The sequence below is a fragment of the Rhizobium sp. CC-YZS058 genome (assembly GCF_034720595.1).
Taxonomy (GTDB): Bacteria; Pseudomonadota; Alphaproteobacteria; order Rhizobiales; family Rhizobiaceae; genus Ferranicluibacter.
In genome coordinates this window covers 2,790,077-2,806,908 of sequence record NZ_JAYESJ010000001.1, presented here as the reverse complement: position 1 = coordinate 2,806,908, position 16,832 = coordinate 2,790,077, and the positions used below count along the sequence as shown (strand labels likewise).

Below are 16,832 nucleotides of genomic sequence, written 5' to 3'. Positions count from 1 at the left end.
TTCCAAGCGCGCCACGACGAGCGACGCCGAAAACAGCGCGAAGCCGGGCAGGAGGCTCACCTGCCCGGCTTCGTCCATGGGGGATGATCCGACGCCGTCAAGCGGCGAACAGGCCATCCGACCAGTGGAGGTGCAAGGTGTCGATCATCGCGAAGGCGTCCCGGTCGCTGACATGCATGATCTCGTGCAGGATTGCGGCGAGGTCCTTGTCGCTCAGCATCTTGCCGAAGGCGCTGTTCTTCTGGCTGGCAGTAAGGACATCGCCATTGGCCTTGAAGAAGTCCTGAAGCGTCAGGGTCGAGGTGACACCGCCATCCTTGAAGATCAGTTTGAGGTCGTCGCCATCGGCCGAGCGTCTGCCGCTGATCGCGCCATCCTTGATCTCGTCCTTGATCCAGCTGTGGCCGGCTTCGTGCGCATCCGCGAAGATGAACAGCTGATCGCCATCGGCCAGGCTGAAGTCCTTGATCGTATCATGCCCGAAGCCGGCCGCCTTGCCATGCTCATCGCGCGTGAGGAGCAGGAAGGTATCGGCGCCGTTGCCCATCGTCAGCACATCATCGCCGTCCGACGCCAGGCCGGTCAGCCCGCCGAGCTGGATGATGTTGTTGCCGCCAGCATCGCGAACCCGGTCATCGCCCGCGCCGAGAAAGATCAGGTCACTTCCCGAGCCGGTCAGAACTCTGTCGTCACCCGCGCCAGCGTCGATCAGGTTCTTGCCGTCGCCGGCGATGATCGTATCGTCGCCCGCGCCGCCATAGAGCAAATCATTGCCCCCTTCGGCCGTCAGCCTGTCATTGCCCGTTCCGCCGAGGAGGATGTTGGAGCCGGCACCGCCGGACAGGGTGTCATCGCCTGCACCACCGTCCAAGAGATCGTCCCCGCCACCGCCGTTGACGCTGTCGCTGCCAGCACCGCCGAACATCCGGTCATTGCCCAGGCCGCCCGACAAGGTGTCTCGGCCGCCTTGGCCGAGCATCATGTCGTTGCCATCGCCCCCTGACATGTGATCGGCCGCGATTGAGCCCTTCTGGAAATCGTCGCCCAGCCCACCGGAATAGACGCCGGAGGCAGCCTCCGTCTGGATCGTATCGTAAGCGGTATAGAAGGCCGTGAACGTTCCGGCGATCTTCCCGCCGTAACCATCATCAGCGACGTAGCCGAAGCTGTCGCCAGGACCCACCGAACCGCCACCGCCTTCGACCGCGCCGGCCAGCAGCGTAACCCGCCCGGCATCGATGTCGGCCTGCGTGAATGTGGCGCCGACCTTGGCAATCTGGCCATTGATGAGCAGCGTGCCGACAGGGAGCTTCTTGACGGTGTAGGTTACCCTGTCGCTGCCCTTGGCGAGCAAATCTGACCGGTCGATCACCATGCCGGCAGCGCCGGTTTCCAAGACTGGTATCGAACTGCTCGGCGCGATGTGCAGGAAGGGCGTGAATATTCCGGTCTTCACGTCATAGATGCCGTTCTTGAAACGGAGCGTTTCCACGCCCGAGAGCGTGTCCGTTCCGTCTCCGGTCACCGTCACATTCGCTCCGTCATGACCGATCTGATAGTCGGAGAACCCACGCGCATAGGCGGCGGTGTCCTTGCCGCTTCCGCCGATCAAGACATCGTCTCCGCCGCGGCCGCACAGGCGATCGTCGCCGCCTCCGCCCTCGATCCGGTTTGCGCCGTCGTCGCCCGTCAAGCGGTCCTTGAACTTTGAACCGATCAGGTTCTCGATCGAGATATAGACATCGCCGCGCGCATCGCCGGTGTTGGCCGACCGGTCCACGAGGCTGGCGACGATCGCTGTCTTCGATTTCAGATAGCTCGCCGTATCCGTTCCAGCGCCGCCATCCAGGCGGTCGCCGCCGGCGCCGCCGGTCAATGTGTCGTTGCCCCGCATTCCCACCAGATGGTTTCGCCCGCTGCTGCCCGTGATCGTATCGTTGCCATCGCCGGTGACGACGTCTTCGATCCCTGTGACGGTCATCTGCACGCCGTCGATCCAGGCCTTGCCCGTGGTCAGATTGATGTGTGAATCATGGGTGACGGCTGCCGCATCGATCCAATCGACGCCGCCGTTCTTGTCCACGAGCTTCATGCGCTGCGACTGGCCCGACAGGGCGGCCATGTCGGAAAACTCGTCCGTGTAGTGATAGACATTGTAGTTCGTCGCCCGCGATCCATAAGCCAGGAACTTGGCGGAAATGACGTCACCGAACTCCAGCGGCGTGTCGCCGAGATTCTCGAACGTAATAGTCCACGTGCCCTTTGAGTGTTCGCCGCGCAGATTGTCCAGCCCGAAGGGATGGGCATGCCCGTCATCGAAGACGTCGTCATAGGGATTGTTCGATGTCGTCCTCACAGCGGTCTGGTTGCCGCTCGGGTCGGTCAGGACGATGCGGATGTTCCGGAAGTCGCTGAAGCGCATGCGAAGCACGAGATCGACATGCTCGAGCGCAATGTCCTTGCTGATCGTGAAGGAATAGCTGACCGAGCCTTTCGACGTGAGCGGCTGGTCGATCGCCATGGATTTGCCGATCGTCTGCTCGTTGAAGGAGGTCTGGGCCTCCGGCGTGAAATAGGAATAGGCTTCCGCCATGCGAACGGCGCTGAAAGCGTCTACTTTGCCGAAGCCGTAGTCGATGTTGAAGTGGCGGCCGCCGCCGTTCCAGTCGTTGGCCTGGGTGAAGCCCCAAAGCGCGTTCTCGTTCTTGCCGAAGTCCTGCGCCCCGATGGCGCTTCCCGTATGCACGGCGGTCAGACTCAGGATGTTCTGAACATCGCGCCAGCCGAGCTCCTTGTTTGCCTGGAGCATCAGCGCGACCGTTCCCGTCACGAGAGGCGCGGCACCGGAGGTCCCGCCCATCTTGTAGGAATAGTCACCGCTGCCGTCGAAACCGTCGTCGCCGCTCTCCGTGTCGCCGGCATCCCCGGTCTCGTCCAGCGTGTTTAGCCAGTCCGGGTCATCGGAATCGCCGTTGCTCGGCGCGGTAACCAGCACTCCGCTGCCGAAGTTGCTGTAGGTCGCAACGAAGCCGTTCTTTCCGACGGCTCCGACCGTGATCGAATAACGCGAAGAGGCAAGGGACTCTCCACTCATGTCCGAGTAGTCGTTTCCGCTTGACTGAACGATGTTGGTGCCCAATCCGCTACGGCCATGATCGATCGCATAGGCGATGGCGGATTCAAGTTCCGGATCTTCGTCAATGAAGGCCGGTTCGTTCCCCCAGCTGTTGTTGGTCACGTCGAAGCTCGCCATTTGGCGAATGCAGTCGTAGAACCCTTCATTCTCGAAGTAGAATGGCGATTCCGAGTAGAAGACGTTGACGCTGCTCAGCGACGCGCCCCAGGACACGCCGGTCATGCCGATGCCATTGTTGCCGGTGGCGCCGATCAGGCCGGCAACGTGTGTTCCATGCGGATCGAGCGCATCGACGATCGAGCCGTTCTGCCACTCGCCCTCGTAGGACAGCTCTCCCTTGACGTTATAATTGTCGATGAGGTCCGGGTGGTCCGAGTTGACGCCGTTGTCGTAGATCCCGACCTTGACGCCCTTGCCTGTATAGTCGTTCCAGACGGTTTCCAGATCACCCATCTGCTTGAGGTGCCATTGTCTGTCGTAGAACGGATCGTTCGGTTTCATGCGTCGTTCCCCTTTTTTGATTTTCGCTTGGTCGGCCCGGACTGTGCAGGATCATCGCGAGGCGCGACCGGTTCGCCGGATGCTTATTCGAGGCGTTCGATCGTCTCGAAGGAGACGCCCTGGCGACAAAAACTTTTTGACAGCACCGTTCCCCGCAGCCGTAGACGCGTACCGGGCGGCGGATGCGGTTGAAACCCTTGGAGGGTGAGCGCGCGGCCACCCTCGGTCTGCAGCAGCGGACACTCGATGCCGCCCTCGATCACGACCCCCTGGACGACGAGTATCCTGCCCGAAGAGAGCTCGCCCGACGCCGGACCGCTCGTCATCCCAACAGAGATCATGACAGCAGCCGAAAAGATGACGCCACGCAGGGTGCGACCGCGATGAAGCGCCTGATGCCTGCTGGCCGCCTCACCGTGGATGACCGGTGCCCCGTTCACGCGGTGGGAGTTTGGATCGGCAAAGGGCCTTGGAAGACGCGTCACGGAAAGGCCTTCAGAAAATGGATACGGAAACGAGAAAGCGTTCAATATGCGCGCACTCTAATGATCAGACCTCACGATATCCATAAGAAAAATGGCAGTTAGAACATATTAAACTACTCATATTGCGGACTGCGCCGAGCAACTTGCATAGATCTGCGGCACATCGCGGGGGCGTCTAAAATTTGAGCGAATCCCGGGCGTGGATGGCTGCGACGTCGCCTTTATCGAGAGCTGCACCTCTCTGACGTTTCACACGGCCGGGTAACTGGTCGGTTCGTCGTGGGCGCGAGGGTCTCTCGGATGCAACAGCGCATTGACCCTCGGCCCTCCGCGTGGCACTCGTCCGGCACGTCAAGACCAAGGGCGCCAGCAGAACGGCAAGAGACCATGACGATCGTACCCGACCATATGAATCCGAAGCGTTCCTTCCAGGCGCTGATCCTCACGCTCCATGCCTATTGGGCCGACAAGGGCTGTGCCGTGCTGCAGCCTTATGACATGGAGGTCGGCGCCGGGACGTTTCATCCGGCCACCACGCTGCGGGCTCTGGGGCCGAAGCCCTGGCGCGCGGCCTATGTGCAGCCCTCGCGCCGGCCGACCGATGGCCGCTATGGCGAGAACCCCAACCGCCTGCAGCATTACTACCAGTATCAGGTGATCCTGAAGCCGAACCCGTCGAACCTACAGGAGCTTTATCTCGGCTCGCTGGAGGCCATCGGGCTCGATCCGCTGCTCCATGATATCCGCTTCGTCGAGGACGACTGGGAAAGCCCGACGCTCGGCGCCTGGGGGCTTGGCTGGGAATGCTGGTGCGATGGCATGGAGGTCTCGCAGTTCACCTATTTCCAGCAGGTCTGCGGCATCGAATGCGCGCCCGTTTCAGGCGAACTGACCTACGGGCTGGAGCGGCTGGCCATGTATGTGCAGGGCGTCGACAATGTCTATGACCTGAACTTCAACGGCCGCGAGGGTGCGGAGAAGATCAGCTACGGGGATGTGTTCCTGCAGGCCGAGCAGGAATATTCGCGCTACAATTTCGAATATGCCGATACGGCCATGCTGCATCAGCACTTCATCGATGCCGAGCGCGAGTGCCTGGCGCTTCTCCAGGCCGGGGCGGCGGACGGCAGCGCCAATTCCCAGCTGCACAAATGCGTGTTTCCGGCCTATGACCAATGCATCAAGGCGAGCCACGTCTTCAATCTTCTCGATGCCCGCGGCGTGATCTCGGTCACGGAGCGTCAGGGCTATATCCTGCGCGTCCGCACGCTGGCCAAGGCCTGTGGCGAAGCATTCCTGCTGACGGACGCCGGCGGAATGTCGCTGACCGCCGCGTGAAAGAGCTTTACCCGCGCTTCGGGCGGTGAATGTGCAGCGGCGCGCTTTCGAGCGGGGCATGCAGTCCGCGCGGGCGTTCGGTGCGCAGCGCCACGAGATGGCTGATGCCCATCAGCAGCACGGCGGAGAGGGTGATGATGGCGAGGAGCGTCATGGGAACCTTTCACGAAGGGTGCGGCGCAACGGGCGCAGGAAGCCGGTCCGGAGGATGGCCGCGCAGAAAGCGCACCATCGACCGGGTCTGAAACGCAAGGAATATGGATTACCCGCCGGACGACGCACGCTGCCCGGTTCGGCTCTGCCTCATGGCAGATCGTAAGCCGGCATCGGCCAGGAGCGATGACACCGGAACGAGAAACTGGATAGCATGGTAAGCCGGTGCGAAACTTGTTTCTATCGCGAAACCTGACGATACGCCGCGCATCGGTTCGCAGCACGGCACGAAGCGGCTGAGGGCTCGCGCGGCTGCTGGACGGCCGGACGGGGCACCGCACGCTTTGAAGTGGCCGGCGGCGAAAAAGGGCGCTATGAGACGGAAAAACCCGGCGGGGCGTGATGCCGGGGAGAGACGAGAAGGGGAACGGGCATGATTATCGGGCTGATCATTCTGGCCGTCGCGGCGGTCGCTCTCATCCTGCTCTACAACGGGCTGGTCAAGGCGCGGCAGGTCAAGGAGGAGGCCTGGTCGGGCATCGACGTGCAGCTGAAGCGCCGCGCCGATCTCATTCACAATCTCGTGGAAACCGTGAAGGGCTATGCCGCGCATGAGCGCGGGACGCTGGAGGAGATCGTGGCGCTGCGCAACAAGGCGCAGGCCGTGCCCTCCGGCGATGTGGCAGGGCGCGCCGCCGCGGAAGGCATGCTCTCCCAGGCGCTCGGCCGGCTGTTCGCGCTGGCCGAAGCCTATCCGGACCTGAAGGCCAACCAGAACTATGCCGATCTGCAGGCCTCGCTGGAAAAGACCGAAAACGAGATCCAGATGGCGCGGCGCTACTATAACGGCGCGGCGCGCGACCTGAACGTTCGCGTCGAAAGCTTCCCGGCCAATCTCGTCGCGGGATCGTTCGGCTTTTCCAAGGCGCCCTATTTCGAGATCACCAACGAGGCCGACCGCGCCGTTCCCACCGTCAAATTCTGATTGCGCGCCCCCGCGCGGCGCGGACGAGAGACAGACAGCATGACCATGACCGAGAAGAAACTGACGCTCGAGCCCGCCACCGGACCGCTTGTCGGCGCCGTGCGTCCGCCAGGCTCCAAGTCGATCACCAACCGCGCTCTGCTGCTGGCCGGCCTTGCCCGCGGCACCAGCCGGCTCACCGGCGCGCTGAAGAGCGACGACACCCGCTATATGGCCGATGCCCTGCGCGCCATGGGCGTCGGCGTCGAGGAGCCGGATGCCACCACCTTCGTCGTCACCGGCTCAGGCAAGCTCGCGGCGCCCTCGGGGCCGCTCTTTCTCGGCAATGCCGGCACCGCCACGCGCTTCCTCACGGCCGCCGCTGCCCTTGTTGATGGTCGGGTGGTGGTCGATGGCGACCAGCATATGCGCAAGCGGCCGATCGCGCCGCTGGTCGAGGCATTGACCCGCCTGGGCGTGGCCGTGGACGCGCCGAGCGGCTGCCCGCCGGTTACGGTTTCGGGCACCGGCACCATTCCGGGCACGCGGGTCGAGATCGATGCCGGCCTGTCCAGCCAATATGTTTCCGCCCTGCTGATGGCAGCGGCCGGCGGTTCGGCCCCGGTCGAGATCGCGCTGAAGGGCGAAGAGATCGGCGCGCGCGGCTATATCGACCTGACGCTTGCCGCCATGCGCGCCTTCGGGGCCGATGTGCAGCAGCCGGGCGCGGCGCTCTGGATCGTCCAGCCGACCGGCTATATGGCGACCGATTTCGCCGTCGAGCCGGATGCCTCGGCCGCGACCTACCTCTGGGCGGCGGAGGTGCTGACGGGTGGGCGGATCGATCTCGGGGTTGCGGCAGAGGATTTCTCCCAGCCCGATGCGCGGGCACATGCGGTCATCTCCGCCTTTCCCCATCTCCCCGCCGTCATCGATGGCTCGCAGATGCAGGATGCCGTGCCGACGCTCGCCGTGCTCGCCGCCTTCAACGAGACACCGGTGCGCTTTACCGGGCTGGCCAATCTGCGCGTCAAGGAATGCGACCGGGTGCGGGCGCTCTCGACCGGGCTTACGGCGATCCGGCCGGGGCTCGGGGTCGAAGAGGGCGACGATCTGCTGGTCGCGTCCGATCCTGCCCTTGTCGGCGCGGTTCTGCCGGCCGAGATCGACACCTTCGCCGATCACCGCATCGCCATGAGCTTTGCGCTGGCGGGGCTGAAGATCGGCGGCATCACCATTCGCGATCCGGATTGCGTCGGCAAGACCTATCCGGGCTATTGGGATGCGCTGGCCTCGCTCGGCGTCGGCATGGCCGTGAAGGACTGAACGTAGCACGGGTTTCAAATTCCGGAGGGAAGGGGTGCATGACGCGGTTCCTGGCAGGTCTCGGCATTGTCTTCCTCCTCCTCTCCGCCGGCCTCGCCGCGGCGGCGGAGCGCATCCGCGCCTATGACGCGGCGATCGCGCTTTCGGCCGACGGTCGCCTGACGGTGACCGAGCGCATCCGCGCGACGGTGGAGGGCGAGCGGATCCAGCGCGGCATCTATCGCGACTTTCCGCTGCTGATGCAAGATGCGGAGGGGCGCACGCATCGCGTCGGCTTCACGCTCCTTTCGGTTCGTCGCGATGGAAAGGAGGAGCCGTATCGCACGGAGACGATCGACGGCGGCATCCGGATCTACACCGGCGAAAAGGATGTGATCCTGCCGCATGGCGAGCACGTGTTCGAGCTGACCTACGAAACCGACCGGCAAATCCGCTTTTTCGACAGCTATGACGAGCTCTACTGGAACGTCACAGGCAATGGCTGGATCTTTCCGATCGACACGGCCTCGGCCCGCGTGACCGTGCCAGACGGCGTCCGGGCGGAAGAGCTCGCCGCCTACACCGGACCACGCGGGTCGATGGCGCGCGACGCGCGAGGCGAAACCACCCCCGATGGCGCCCTGTTCCGCACCACCCGCCTGCTTGCGGCCGAAGAGGGGCTGACGATCCTCGTCAAGCTGCCGAAGGGGGCCGTCGCTGCGCCGGATGCGAGCCAGGAGCGGCTCTGGTGGATGCGGGACAATCTCGCTTTGCTGATCGCCGCGCCGGGGCTTGGGGTCGTCGGCCTCTCTTATCTCTTCGTCTGGTTCCGGGCGGGGCGCGATCCGCAGCGCGGCGTCGTCGTGCCGCGCTGGGAGCCGCCGGCCGGGCTTTCTCCGGCGCTGGTCAATTATGTCGACAACCGCGGCTTTGCCGATGGCGGCTGGACGGCGCTCTCCGCTGCCGCCCTCAATCTTGCCGTCTCCGGCCGGCTGGTGCTGGAGGATTTCAAATCCTCGCTGACGCTGAAGCGGGTCGCAAACGAGAGCGGCGTGCCGGAGGGCGGACCATGGAGGGCGGCAAGGCGAACCGCCGCCGACGCCGGCAGCGCGGTCGGCGAGACGAGTCTGCTGTCCGCCATCGACCGGGCCGGTGGCACGCTGGTGATCGACAGGGCCAACGGTCCGGCCGTCCAGCGCCTCGGCACGGCCTTCCGGGCGGCGATCGAGAGCGAACATCGCGGCAAATATTACAGCGCGAACTGGGGGCTGATCCTCCTCGGTGTCGCGCTGTCGGCCGCCATTCTCGCGGCGATCGTGCTGTTCGGCAATCTCAGCGAAGAAGGCATCGGCATCGTCATCATCCCGGTCTTTGCTGCCGGCTTCGTCACCCTCATGCTTGGCGGCCTCGTCAAGTCGGTGCGCCGACGGGTGGGGCTGGCGCGGCGCATCCTTTCGGTCGTGGTGCTGGCCTTCTTCGCCCTCGTCGCGCTCACCATTTTCGGCGGCCTGTTTTCCATGATCGCCCTCGAAGCGGTGGAAACGCACCAGCTGCCCTTGCTCGTCTGCGTCGGCGGCATCGTGCTCGTCAACGGGCTGTTCTACTTCCTCATGGGCGCCCCGACGCCGCTCGGCGCCACGCTGTCCACCGAGATCGCCGGCCTCCGGCAATATCTGACGCTGGCCGAGGCAGAGCGGATGAACATGGCCGGCGCGCCCAGCATGTCGCCAAGTCATTACGAGACGCTGCTGCCTTATGCGGTCGCGCTCGGCGTGGAGGAGCCCTGGTCGCGCACCTTCGAGACCTGGCTGGCGACGGCTGCAGCTGGGGCGGCGGCCTATTCGCCGGTCTGGTATCACGGGCAGGGCTTCGACGGCGGCTTCGCAGACCGGATGGGTGGCTTTGCCGGCTCCATGGCCAGCACCATGCAGTCCTCCCTGCCGCCGCCGCCCAAGAGCTCCTCCTCCGGCTTTTCCACGGGCGGTGGCTTCTCCGGCGGTGGTGGCGGCGGCGGCGGTGGCGGGGGCTGGTAGGGCCCGCGCCTTTCCACATGCTTTGGCGTGACAAGAGGCGGCCGGCTTGGTAGAGCGACGGCACTCCGGCCCTGCCTGGGCCTGCCCGTCGTCCAGCCACGAGCCCGTCCATGCCCGATCTTCTGCTAGAACTCCGCTCCGAGGAAATTCCCGCCCGCCTGCAGCGCAAGGCGGCCGGCGATTTGAGGAAGCTGTTGACGGATGCCATGGTGGAGGCGGGCCTCACCTATGAAGGCGCGCGCGAATACTGGACGCCGCGCCGCCTGACGCTCGATATTCGCGGCGTCACGGCCCGCTCCGCCGATCAGCGCGAGGAGAAGAAGGGCCCGCGCACCGATGCCAACGAGAAGGCGATCGAAGGCTTCCTGCGGTCGGCCGGGCTGTCCTCGATCAGCGAGGCCCATGTCCACAGCGATCCGAAGAAAGGCGAGTTCTACGTCGCCCATCTGCTGAAGCCGGGCCGGCCTGCGGAAGAAATCATCGCCGAGGTGATGCCCGGCATCATCCGCAACTTCCCCTGGCCGAAGCCCATGCGCTCGGGCGCGGCCTCGGCTCGCCCCGGCGCGCTGCGCTGGGTGCGCCCGCTGCAGTCCATTCTCTGCACCTTCGGGCCGGAAAACGAGGAAACGCAGATCGTCGATTTCGAGGTCGATGGCATTCGCGCAGGCAATGTCACCTATGGCCACCGCTTTCATGCGCCGGGGGAGATCACCGTGCGCCGCTTCGCCGATTATGTGGACAAGCTCGAGCGCGCCAAGGTGGTGCTCGATGCCGAGCGGCGCAAGCAGATTATCGAGACGGATGCCCGCAACCTGGCCTTTGCCAGCGGCCTCGACCTGGTGGAGGATGAAGGCCTGCTCGAGGAGGTCTCCGGCCTCGTCGAATGGCCGGTCGTGCTCATGGGCCGGTTCGAGGAGGATTACCTCGCCATTCCCGGCGAAATCATCCGCCTGACCATCAAGACCAACCAGAAGTGCTTCGTCACCCGCAAGGCGGGCGAGGAGGCGCTGTCGAACAGCTTCATCCTCGTGTCCAACATCGAGGCGAAGGACGGGGGCGCGGAGATCATCCACGGCAATGGCAAGGTGGTACGCGCCCGCCTGTCCGACGCCCGCCACTTCTGGACGCGCGACCAGGGCAATCTGCCGGATCTCGAGACGTTGAAGCCTTCGGCCGAACGCTTCGGCCTCGATCTCGCCAAGCCGCTCGACCAGCGCATGGCCAAGCTCGACACGCTGAACGTCACCTTCCAGGCCAAGCTCGGCACGCAGGGCGCCCGCGTCGCCCGCATTCGCACGCTCGCCGCCCGCCTTGCGCCGATCACCGGCGCCGATCCGGCGCTGGTGGACCGGGCCGTCGTGCTCGCCAAGGCGGATCTGCGCACCGAGGCCGTCGGCGAGTTTCCCGAGCTGCAGGGGCTGATGGGCCGCAAATATGCGCTGCTCCAGGGTGAAGATCCATGCGTTGCCGCGGCCATCGAGGATCACTGGAAGCCGAACGGCCCCTCCGACCGCCTGCCGCAGGACGCGGTCGGCCTGACCGTGGCGCTGGCCGACAAGCTCGACACGCTGACCGGCTTCTGGTCGATCGACGAGAAGCCGACCGGCTCCAAGGACCCTTATGCGCTGCGCCGCGCCGCGCTCGGCGTCGTGCGCATGCTTCTGGAGCGCAACATCCGCCTGCCGCTCTCCAGCGTCGTCGATACCGATCTGCTCGCCTTCTTCCACGACCGCCTGAAGGTCTATCTGCGCGAGCTCGGCGCCCGGCATGATCTGATCGACGCCGTGCTGACGCCGGGGGCGGACGATCTGTTGATGGTGGCCCGCCGTGTCGAGGCGCTGACCGCCTTCATCACCGCCGAAGAGGGGCTGAACCTGCTCGCCGGAACCAAGCGCGCCACGCAGTTGCTGAGCGCCGAGGAGAAGAAGGGCACCGTCGTCGCCGCCTCGATCGATCCGGCGCTCTTCACGCTCGATGCGGAGCGCGCGCTCTATGAGGCCGTGCAGTCCGCGTCCAAGGCTGCGGCGGACGCCGTTGCCAGGGAAGATTTCCGCTCGGCCATGGAGGCGCTGTCGACGCTGCGCGGTCCGGTCGATCAGTTCTTCGCCGACGTCCTGGTGAATGACGAGAACCCGGCCATCCGCGCGAACCGCCTGGCGCTCCTCTCGGCCATCCGCACGGCAACCGGCACCGTCGCCGACTTCTCCAAGATCTCCGGATAAGGTCGGATGGGCGCCGGCGACCGGATCCTCGTCAGCGCCTGCCTGATGGGGGCGGCCGTGCGCTATGACGGGCGCGCCAAGCCGCTGGATCATCCGCTGCTGGCGCGCTGGCTGGAGGAGGGACGTCTGGTGCCCTTCTGTCCGGAATGCTCGGCCGGCATGCCGGTGCCGCGCCCGCCGGCGGAGATCGCGGCGGCGAGCGGAGCCGATGTGCTGCGCCAATCGGCGCAGGTTTTCGAGGCGGGCGGCAGGGACGTCACCGACCTGTTCCTGCGCGCTGCGCAGAATGCTCTGGCGGAGGCGCAACGCAGCGGGTGCCGGTTCGCGCTCTTGATCGATGGCAGCCCCTCCTGCGGCTCGACCCGGATCTATGATGGCCAGTTTGCCGGCCTGAGGCGCAGCGGCGAGGGTGTGACGGCAGCTCTCCTGCGCCGCCACGGGATCGAGGTCTTCGCCGACCATCAGATCGACATTCTGGCGCGGCAGATCGACAGGCTGGCGCGGCAGATCGATGGAGAACCGGGCGCGGGGGACGGCGCCGAAGGGCTCTCCGGCCTCCCGTCTTGAATTTTACCGCTTGCCGATGTACGCTCCCAGAGTGGCAACCGGGGTGCTCGCCCCGATTGCCCTTCGCTTAGACCAGGACTGTTACCCGCACGGCGAGATACCAGCCCGTGCGGGTTTTCCTGATCGTCAGCGTGATGCTGATTGGAAAGAATCCCATCCGCGTCACTCCGGATCGAGAGCAAAGCCCTCGCCGAGGTCGGGGAGGCTGATCATCCCCGAGACGCCGGCCGGCGCGGCGCATCTGCTTCCGCCCCACGACAGGCTTATCATATCAGAAAAAACGAATATATTGGAAGAGACTGTCGAGCGGCCGGACGATCTCGATCATCTTCCATGTGCCGGGAGAGCCGGCGGCATGGGCGCGGCTGGCCTGACGCGCACGGGGCGCAGCAGCGCGCTGCATCGTCCTTTCAGGCCGCAGGACGTTTCGTAGGCACAAAAAAATTGCGCCCCTGCTTCTCTCAGGGGCGCAATTCTTCGCCTTTTACAGCGAATGCCCGATGCGGCCGTTACTGGGTGGCCGTCGAGGGCAGGGACCGAAGGTTAAAAATCAATCTAGCCGAAGTTGGAACGCTTTGCCATCAAAATTCCGTGACGGCGATTCGATCATCGCTGCGGCCTTGGGGCCGGTGGTCGTTGCGTCCAATGCTGCGGTTGTCATGCGGTCCTGCCCGTCGGCATGCGCGGCCTGCGCCGTCTGCGCCTTGGTTTCGGTCGTGGCGGGCAGGGCCGCATTCGGCATCTGGTCCAGGCCGGCGAGCGAGGCAGGGGCTTTGAGTGCGGCCAGCTGTGAGTCGCTCGGTGTCGTCACGAAGCGGACGGGAGAGCCGCCGAGCCAGGCCTCGGTCCGAACGATCTTCATGCGCCCGCCAATGTCCTTGACCTCCGTCCGGTCGGTGTTCGGGGCGATTTCGGGAACCACATAGGTTCTGCGCTGCGTCTCGATCAGCGGCGGGCAGGCGGTGCAGGCCAGCACCGTGATGCTGTTCGCATCGCCGATCTCCTTCGGCACTTCGATCGACGAAGCGGCTGCCGGAGCGGCGAGCAGGATGCCGAGAAGGGGAAACGCCGAGCTGCGCATTGTCTGTCTCCTCACGCAACGGGCGCAAGGCGAGTGTGCCGCAGGCCCGGTCCCGCGCCGGACGGAAAAAGCCCAGCGCTCATCGACCGGACTCTATCAAGGCGCTCTTACCGAGCCGTCAGGAGAAAGGGTAAATATTGACTGAAGCGTGTCAGCCGCGGGTGAGCGCCCGCCAGCCGATATCCCGCCGGCAGAACCCGTTTTCCCAGTCGACCTTGTCCACCGCCTCGTAAGCCCGCGCGCGCGCCGTGGCGACATCGGGACCGATGGCGGTGACATTGAGAACCCGTCCGCCGACCGCAACGAGTTGATCTTCCTCCAAGGCCGTTCCCGCCTGGAAGACGCGGGTGGTCGTGTCGTTGGCGGGAAGCGCGCGGATCGGCGTCGACTTGGCATAGGCACCGGGATAGCCCTTCGAAGCGAGGACCACCGTCAGGGCGGTCTCGTCGCGCCAGACCGCCTCCACCTGATCGAGCCTTCCGGTGGCGGCGGCAAGCAGGATGGGCAGCAGATCGCTGTCCAGGCGCATCATCAGCACCTGGCATTCCGGGTCGCCGAAGCGGACATTGTATTCGATCAGTTCAGGGCCCTTGGCCGTGATCATCAGCCCGGCAAAGAGCACGCCGGTGAAGGGGTGGCCGTCGGCGGCCATGCCGCGGATGGTGGGGAGAATGATCTCGTCCATCGTCCGCGCCACCATCGCCTCGCTCATCACCGGCGCGGGGGAATAGGCGCCCATGCCACCCGTGTTCGGGCCGGTATCGCCGTCTCCGACCCGCTTGTGGTCCTGCGCCGAACCGAGGGCCAGCGCCGTCCGGCCGTCGCAGAGGCAGAAGAAGCTCGCCTCCTCGCCGTCGAGAAACGCCTCGATCACCACCTCCGCGCCGGCAGCGCCGAAGGAGCCGGAGAAGCAGTCGCGCACGGCTGCCTCGGCCTCCTCGCGCGTCATCGCCACGGTGACGCCCTTGCCGGCCGCCAGCCCGTCCGCCTTGACGACGATCGGCGCGCCGACCTCGGCAAGATAGGCAAGCGCCGGCGCTTCCGTCGTAAAGCGGCGATAGGCGCCGGTCGGGATGCCGTGGCGGGCGCAGAGATCCTTGGTAAAGCCTTTCGATCCTTCCAACTGGGCAGCGGCGGCGGAGGGACCGAAAACGGCGAGGCCGGCCGCGCGCAGATCATCCGCCAGCCCGGCGACCAGCGGCGCCTCGGGGCCGACGACCACGAACTCGATCCCCGTCTCGCGGCAGAAGGTTACAACCGCCGCATGGTCGGTGCTGTCGAGCGCCACCAACTCGGCGACATCGGCCATGCCGGGATTGCCCGGTGCAACGTACAGGCGGGTGAGCTGGGGCGACTGGGCGATCTTCCAAGCCAAGGCGTGCTCGCGTCCACCCGATCCAATCAAAAGAACCTTCATCGCCGACCCCCGGAAAAGCTGCTGCTGAGCGCCTAGAGCGAGGGAGGCACAGGGTCAAGCCGAAATGCGGCTGGGACGGGCGAGGACGCGTACCTCAAGGCACTGCGGTCGCGCAGCCGCCTGCCGCTCGACGCGGATGGACCCGCATTGCAAAAAGAAAACGGCCCACCTCGAAAAGAGGAGTCTGTGAACTTGACGACACTCCAGGAATTTATATAAGTAAATCTTGATCTATGAAGAATTAATTGAATTGATCAGCATGTAAAACAGACTTTTTGTCTTCGACAACCCTGAATATACGGCGGGTTGTAACGATGATTCCATCCAGAAACTGCTACGTCCCGAGGCGGGGTGCGGCGGAGATGTGTCTTGTTCTTCGCCAATGCTTCGCGGCGGAGTCCTGCTGAGGATCGCTCTCATGACCCTGGCTTCACTGCTCTGCGGCGGTGCCGCGGACCTGTGCCTGATCGCCCTGTGGGGGCGCTCCCTTGCCGCCACGGTGCTTGGCTGCCTCTTTCTCGCGCGACCGCGCGGCGGCACGGTCGCGGGTTGGGAAGATGCGGCGGTTGCGGGGCGGATGGGCGCGATCGTCCCCGCCTATAATGAGGAGCGGTCCATCGAAAAGACGGTGTCGCGCCTTGGTGCCGCGCTCGGCGCCGGGTGTCGGCTGCTGGTCATCGATGACGGCTCGCGCGACCAGACCGCGGCGCGCGCAGAGGCGGCGATGCACGATCCCGCCATGCGGCTCATGCGCCTGCCGCAGAACCGTGGCAAGGCAGCGGCCCTGAATGCCGGGGTGAGGGCGCTGAGCGAGTCCTTTCTCCTGACGGTCGACGCAGACACGGTCACGGATCGCGCCTCGGTCTCTGCGGCGCTGGCTCTGGCGGAAGAGAGCGGGGCGGATGCGGTCTCTTTCTGGATCGACGTCGATCGCGATCAAGCCGGCTGGCTCGCGCGGCTGCAATTCATCGAGTATGCGACGACGATGAATTTCGAGCGCGCGGCGCAATCCTGGATGGGCTCGATCTCCGTCATGCCTGGCGCCGCCACTCTGTTCCGGGCGTCGGCACTGCCCACAGGTCCGTTCAGTGCCCGCACCTCGACCGAAGATGCGGATCTGACGCTTCAGATGATGGCCAAAGCACGCCATCTGGTCCTGTGTCCCGCTGCCCGCGCGCGGACGATCGCGCCATCCACGATCAGGAGCCTTCTGCGGCAGCGATGCCGGTGGACGCTCGGCCATCTGCAATGCTGCCTTCTCCACACCCTGCAGAGCCAAGGGGCGTGGCGCTTCCGGTGGCTCACCCTTCCGAACTTCGCCTTGTCGACGGTCGCCCCGGTTCTGATGCCGCTGGCGCTGTTGCTGCTCGTCTTGGCGGGGACGACGCCGGTCTTTCACTTGACCCTGCCGGCAGCCTTCCTGATCTCGACCGGTCTGGTCTACGGCCAGCGTCTGCTCGCCACCCTCCTGCTCGGCCTGCCGCCGTCCGATTGGCTCCCTGTCCTGATCGAGCCGATCGTCTCGGGCTTCATCCAGGCCGTGTCGTTTCTCCTGGCCTTTGCGCGGCTCTGTAGCCTTTCGCGGCACGGCCGGCTGGAATGGGGGCGCCCGGACTGGACCAAGTGACGC

13 protein-coding genes are annotated in these 16,832 nt (G+C 65.2%); 7 read left to right on the top strand and 6 right to left on the bottom strand.

Annotated features, from left to right (window positions below; translation table 11 throughout):
• Positions 1-97: 97 nt before the first annotated feature.
• On the bottom strand, positions 98-3,637 hold the full coding sequence (locus U8330_RS13500; protein WP_323105782.1) for a S8 family serine peptidase: 3,540 nt from the start codon (positions 3,635-3,637) through the stop codon (positions 98-100).
• Between the two features lie 83 nt (positions 3,638-3,720).
• Positions 3,721-4,122, bottom strand: coding sequence for a hypothetical protein (locus U8330_RS13495; protein WP_323105781.1), 402 nt, complete (start codon positions 4,120-4,122; stop codon positions 3,721-3,723).
• Between the two features lie 387 nt (positions 4,123-4,509).
• Between U8330_RS13495 and U8330_RS13490 the strand changes: the two genes are divergently transcribed.
• Positions 4,510-5,460 (top strand): glycine--tRNA ligase subunit alpha, encoded by a 951-nt coding sequence (locus U8330_RS13490; RefSeq protein ID WP_323105780.1) that lies wholly within the window; start codon positions 4,510-4,512, stop codon positions 5,458-5,460.
• Positions 5,461-5,467: 7 nt separating this feature from the next.
• Here the strand turns inward: U8330_RS13490 and U8330_RS13485 are convergent, their stop codons facing one another.
• Positions 5,468-5,614, bottom strand: a complete 147-nt coding sequence (locus U8330_RS13485) for a hypothetical protein (protein WP_323105779.1) — start codon at positions 5,612-5,614, stop codon at positions 5,468-5,470.
• Between the two features lie 432 nt (positions 5,615-6,046).
• On the opposite strand from U8330_RS13485, the gene U8330_RS13480 reads away from it, so the two are divergent.
• The 5 genes from U8330_RS13480 to U8330_RS13460 all read left to right on the top strand — a co-directional run bounded on the left by U8330_RS13480 (position 6,047) and on the right by U8330_RS13460 (position 12,704).
• Positions 6,047-6,598 (top strand): LemA family protein, encoded by a 552-nt coding sequence (locus U8330_RS13480; RefSeq protein WP_323105778.1) that lies wholly within the window; start codon positions 6,047-6,049, stop codon positions 6,596-6,598.
• A gap of 39 nt (positions 6,599-6,637) precedes the next feature.
• Positions 6,638-7,903 (top strand): 3-phosphoshikimate 1-carboxyvinyltransferase, encoded by a 1,266-nt coding sequence (locus tag U8330_RS13475; RefSeq protein ID WP_323105777.1) that lies wholly within the window; start codon positions 6,638-6,640, stop codon positions 7,901-7,903.
• Positions 7,904-7,941: 38 nt separating this feature from the next.
• Complete coding sequence (locus tag U8330_RS13470) at positions 7,942-9,915, top strand: DUF2207 domain-containing protein (RefSeq protein WP_323105776.1); 1,974 nt, start codon at positions 7,942-7,944, stop codon at positions 9,913-9,915.
• 110 nt (positions 9,916-10,025) lie between these two features.
• Complete coding sequence (gene glyS / locus U8330_RS13465; protein WP_323105775.1) at positions 10,026-12,137, top strand: glycine--tRNA ligase subunit beta; 2,112 nt, start codon at positions 10,026-10,028, stop codon at positions 12,135-12,137.
• Positions 12,138-12,143: 6 nt separating this feature from the next.
• On the top strand, positions 12,144-12,704 hold the full coding sequence (locus U8330_RS13460) for a DUF523 domain-containing protein (RefSeq protein WP_323105774.1): 561 nt from the start codon (positions 12,144-12,146) through the stop codon (positions 12,702-12,704).
• Positions 12,705-12,975: 271 nt separating this feature from the next.
• Here the strand turns inward: U8330_RS13460 and U8330_RS13455 are convergent, their stop codons facing one another.
• The 3 genes from U8330_RS13455 to purD all read right to left on the bottom strand — a co-directional run bounded on the left by U8330_RS13455 (position 12,976) and on the right by purD (position 15,202).
• Complete coding sequence (locus U8330_RS13455) at positions 12,976-13,107, bottom strand: hypothetical protein (protein ID WP_323105773.1); 132 nt, start codon at positions 13,105-13,107, stop codon at positions 12,976-12,978.
• A 147-nt stretch (positions 13,108-13,254) separates the two neighbouring features.
• The gene (locus U8330_RS13450) at positions 13,255-13,785 is read right to left on the bottom strand and encodes a plant virulence effector HPE1-like domain-containing protein (protein WP_323105772.1); all 531 of its coding nucleotides are present in this window, start codon (positions 13,783-13,785) and stop codon (positions 13,255-13,257) included.
• Between the two features lie 151 nt (positions 13,786-13,936).
• On the bottom strand, positions 13,937-15,202 hold the full coding sequence (gene purD / locus U8330_RS13445; protein WP_323105771.1) for a phosphoribosylamine--glycine ligase: 1,266 nt from the start codon (positions 15,200-15,202) through the stop codon (positions 13,937-13,939).
• A 418-nt stretch (positions 15,203-15,620) separates the two neighbouring features.
• Here purD and U8330_RS13440 point away from each other — a divergent pair, with 418 nt between their 5' ends.
• The gene (locus U8330_RS13440) at positions 15,621-16,829 is read left to right on the top strand and encodes a glycosyltransferase family 2 protein (protein ID WP_323105770.1); all 1,209 of its coding nucleotides are present in this window, start codon (positions 15,621-15,623) and stop codon (positions 16,827-16,829) included.
• The last annotated feature ends 3 nt before the right edge of the window (positions 16,830-16,832 follow it).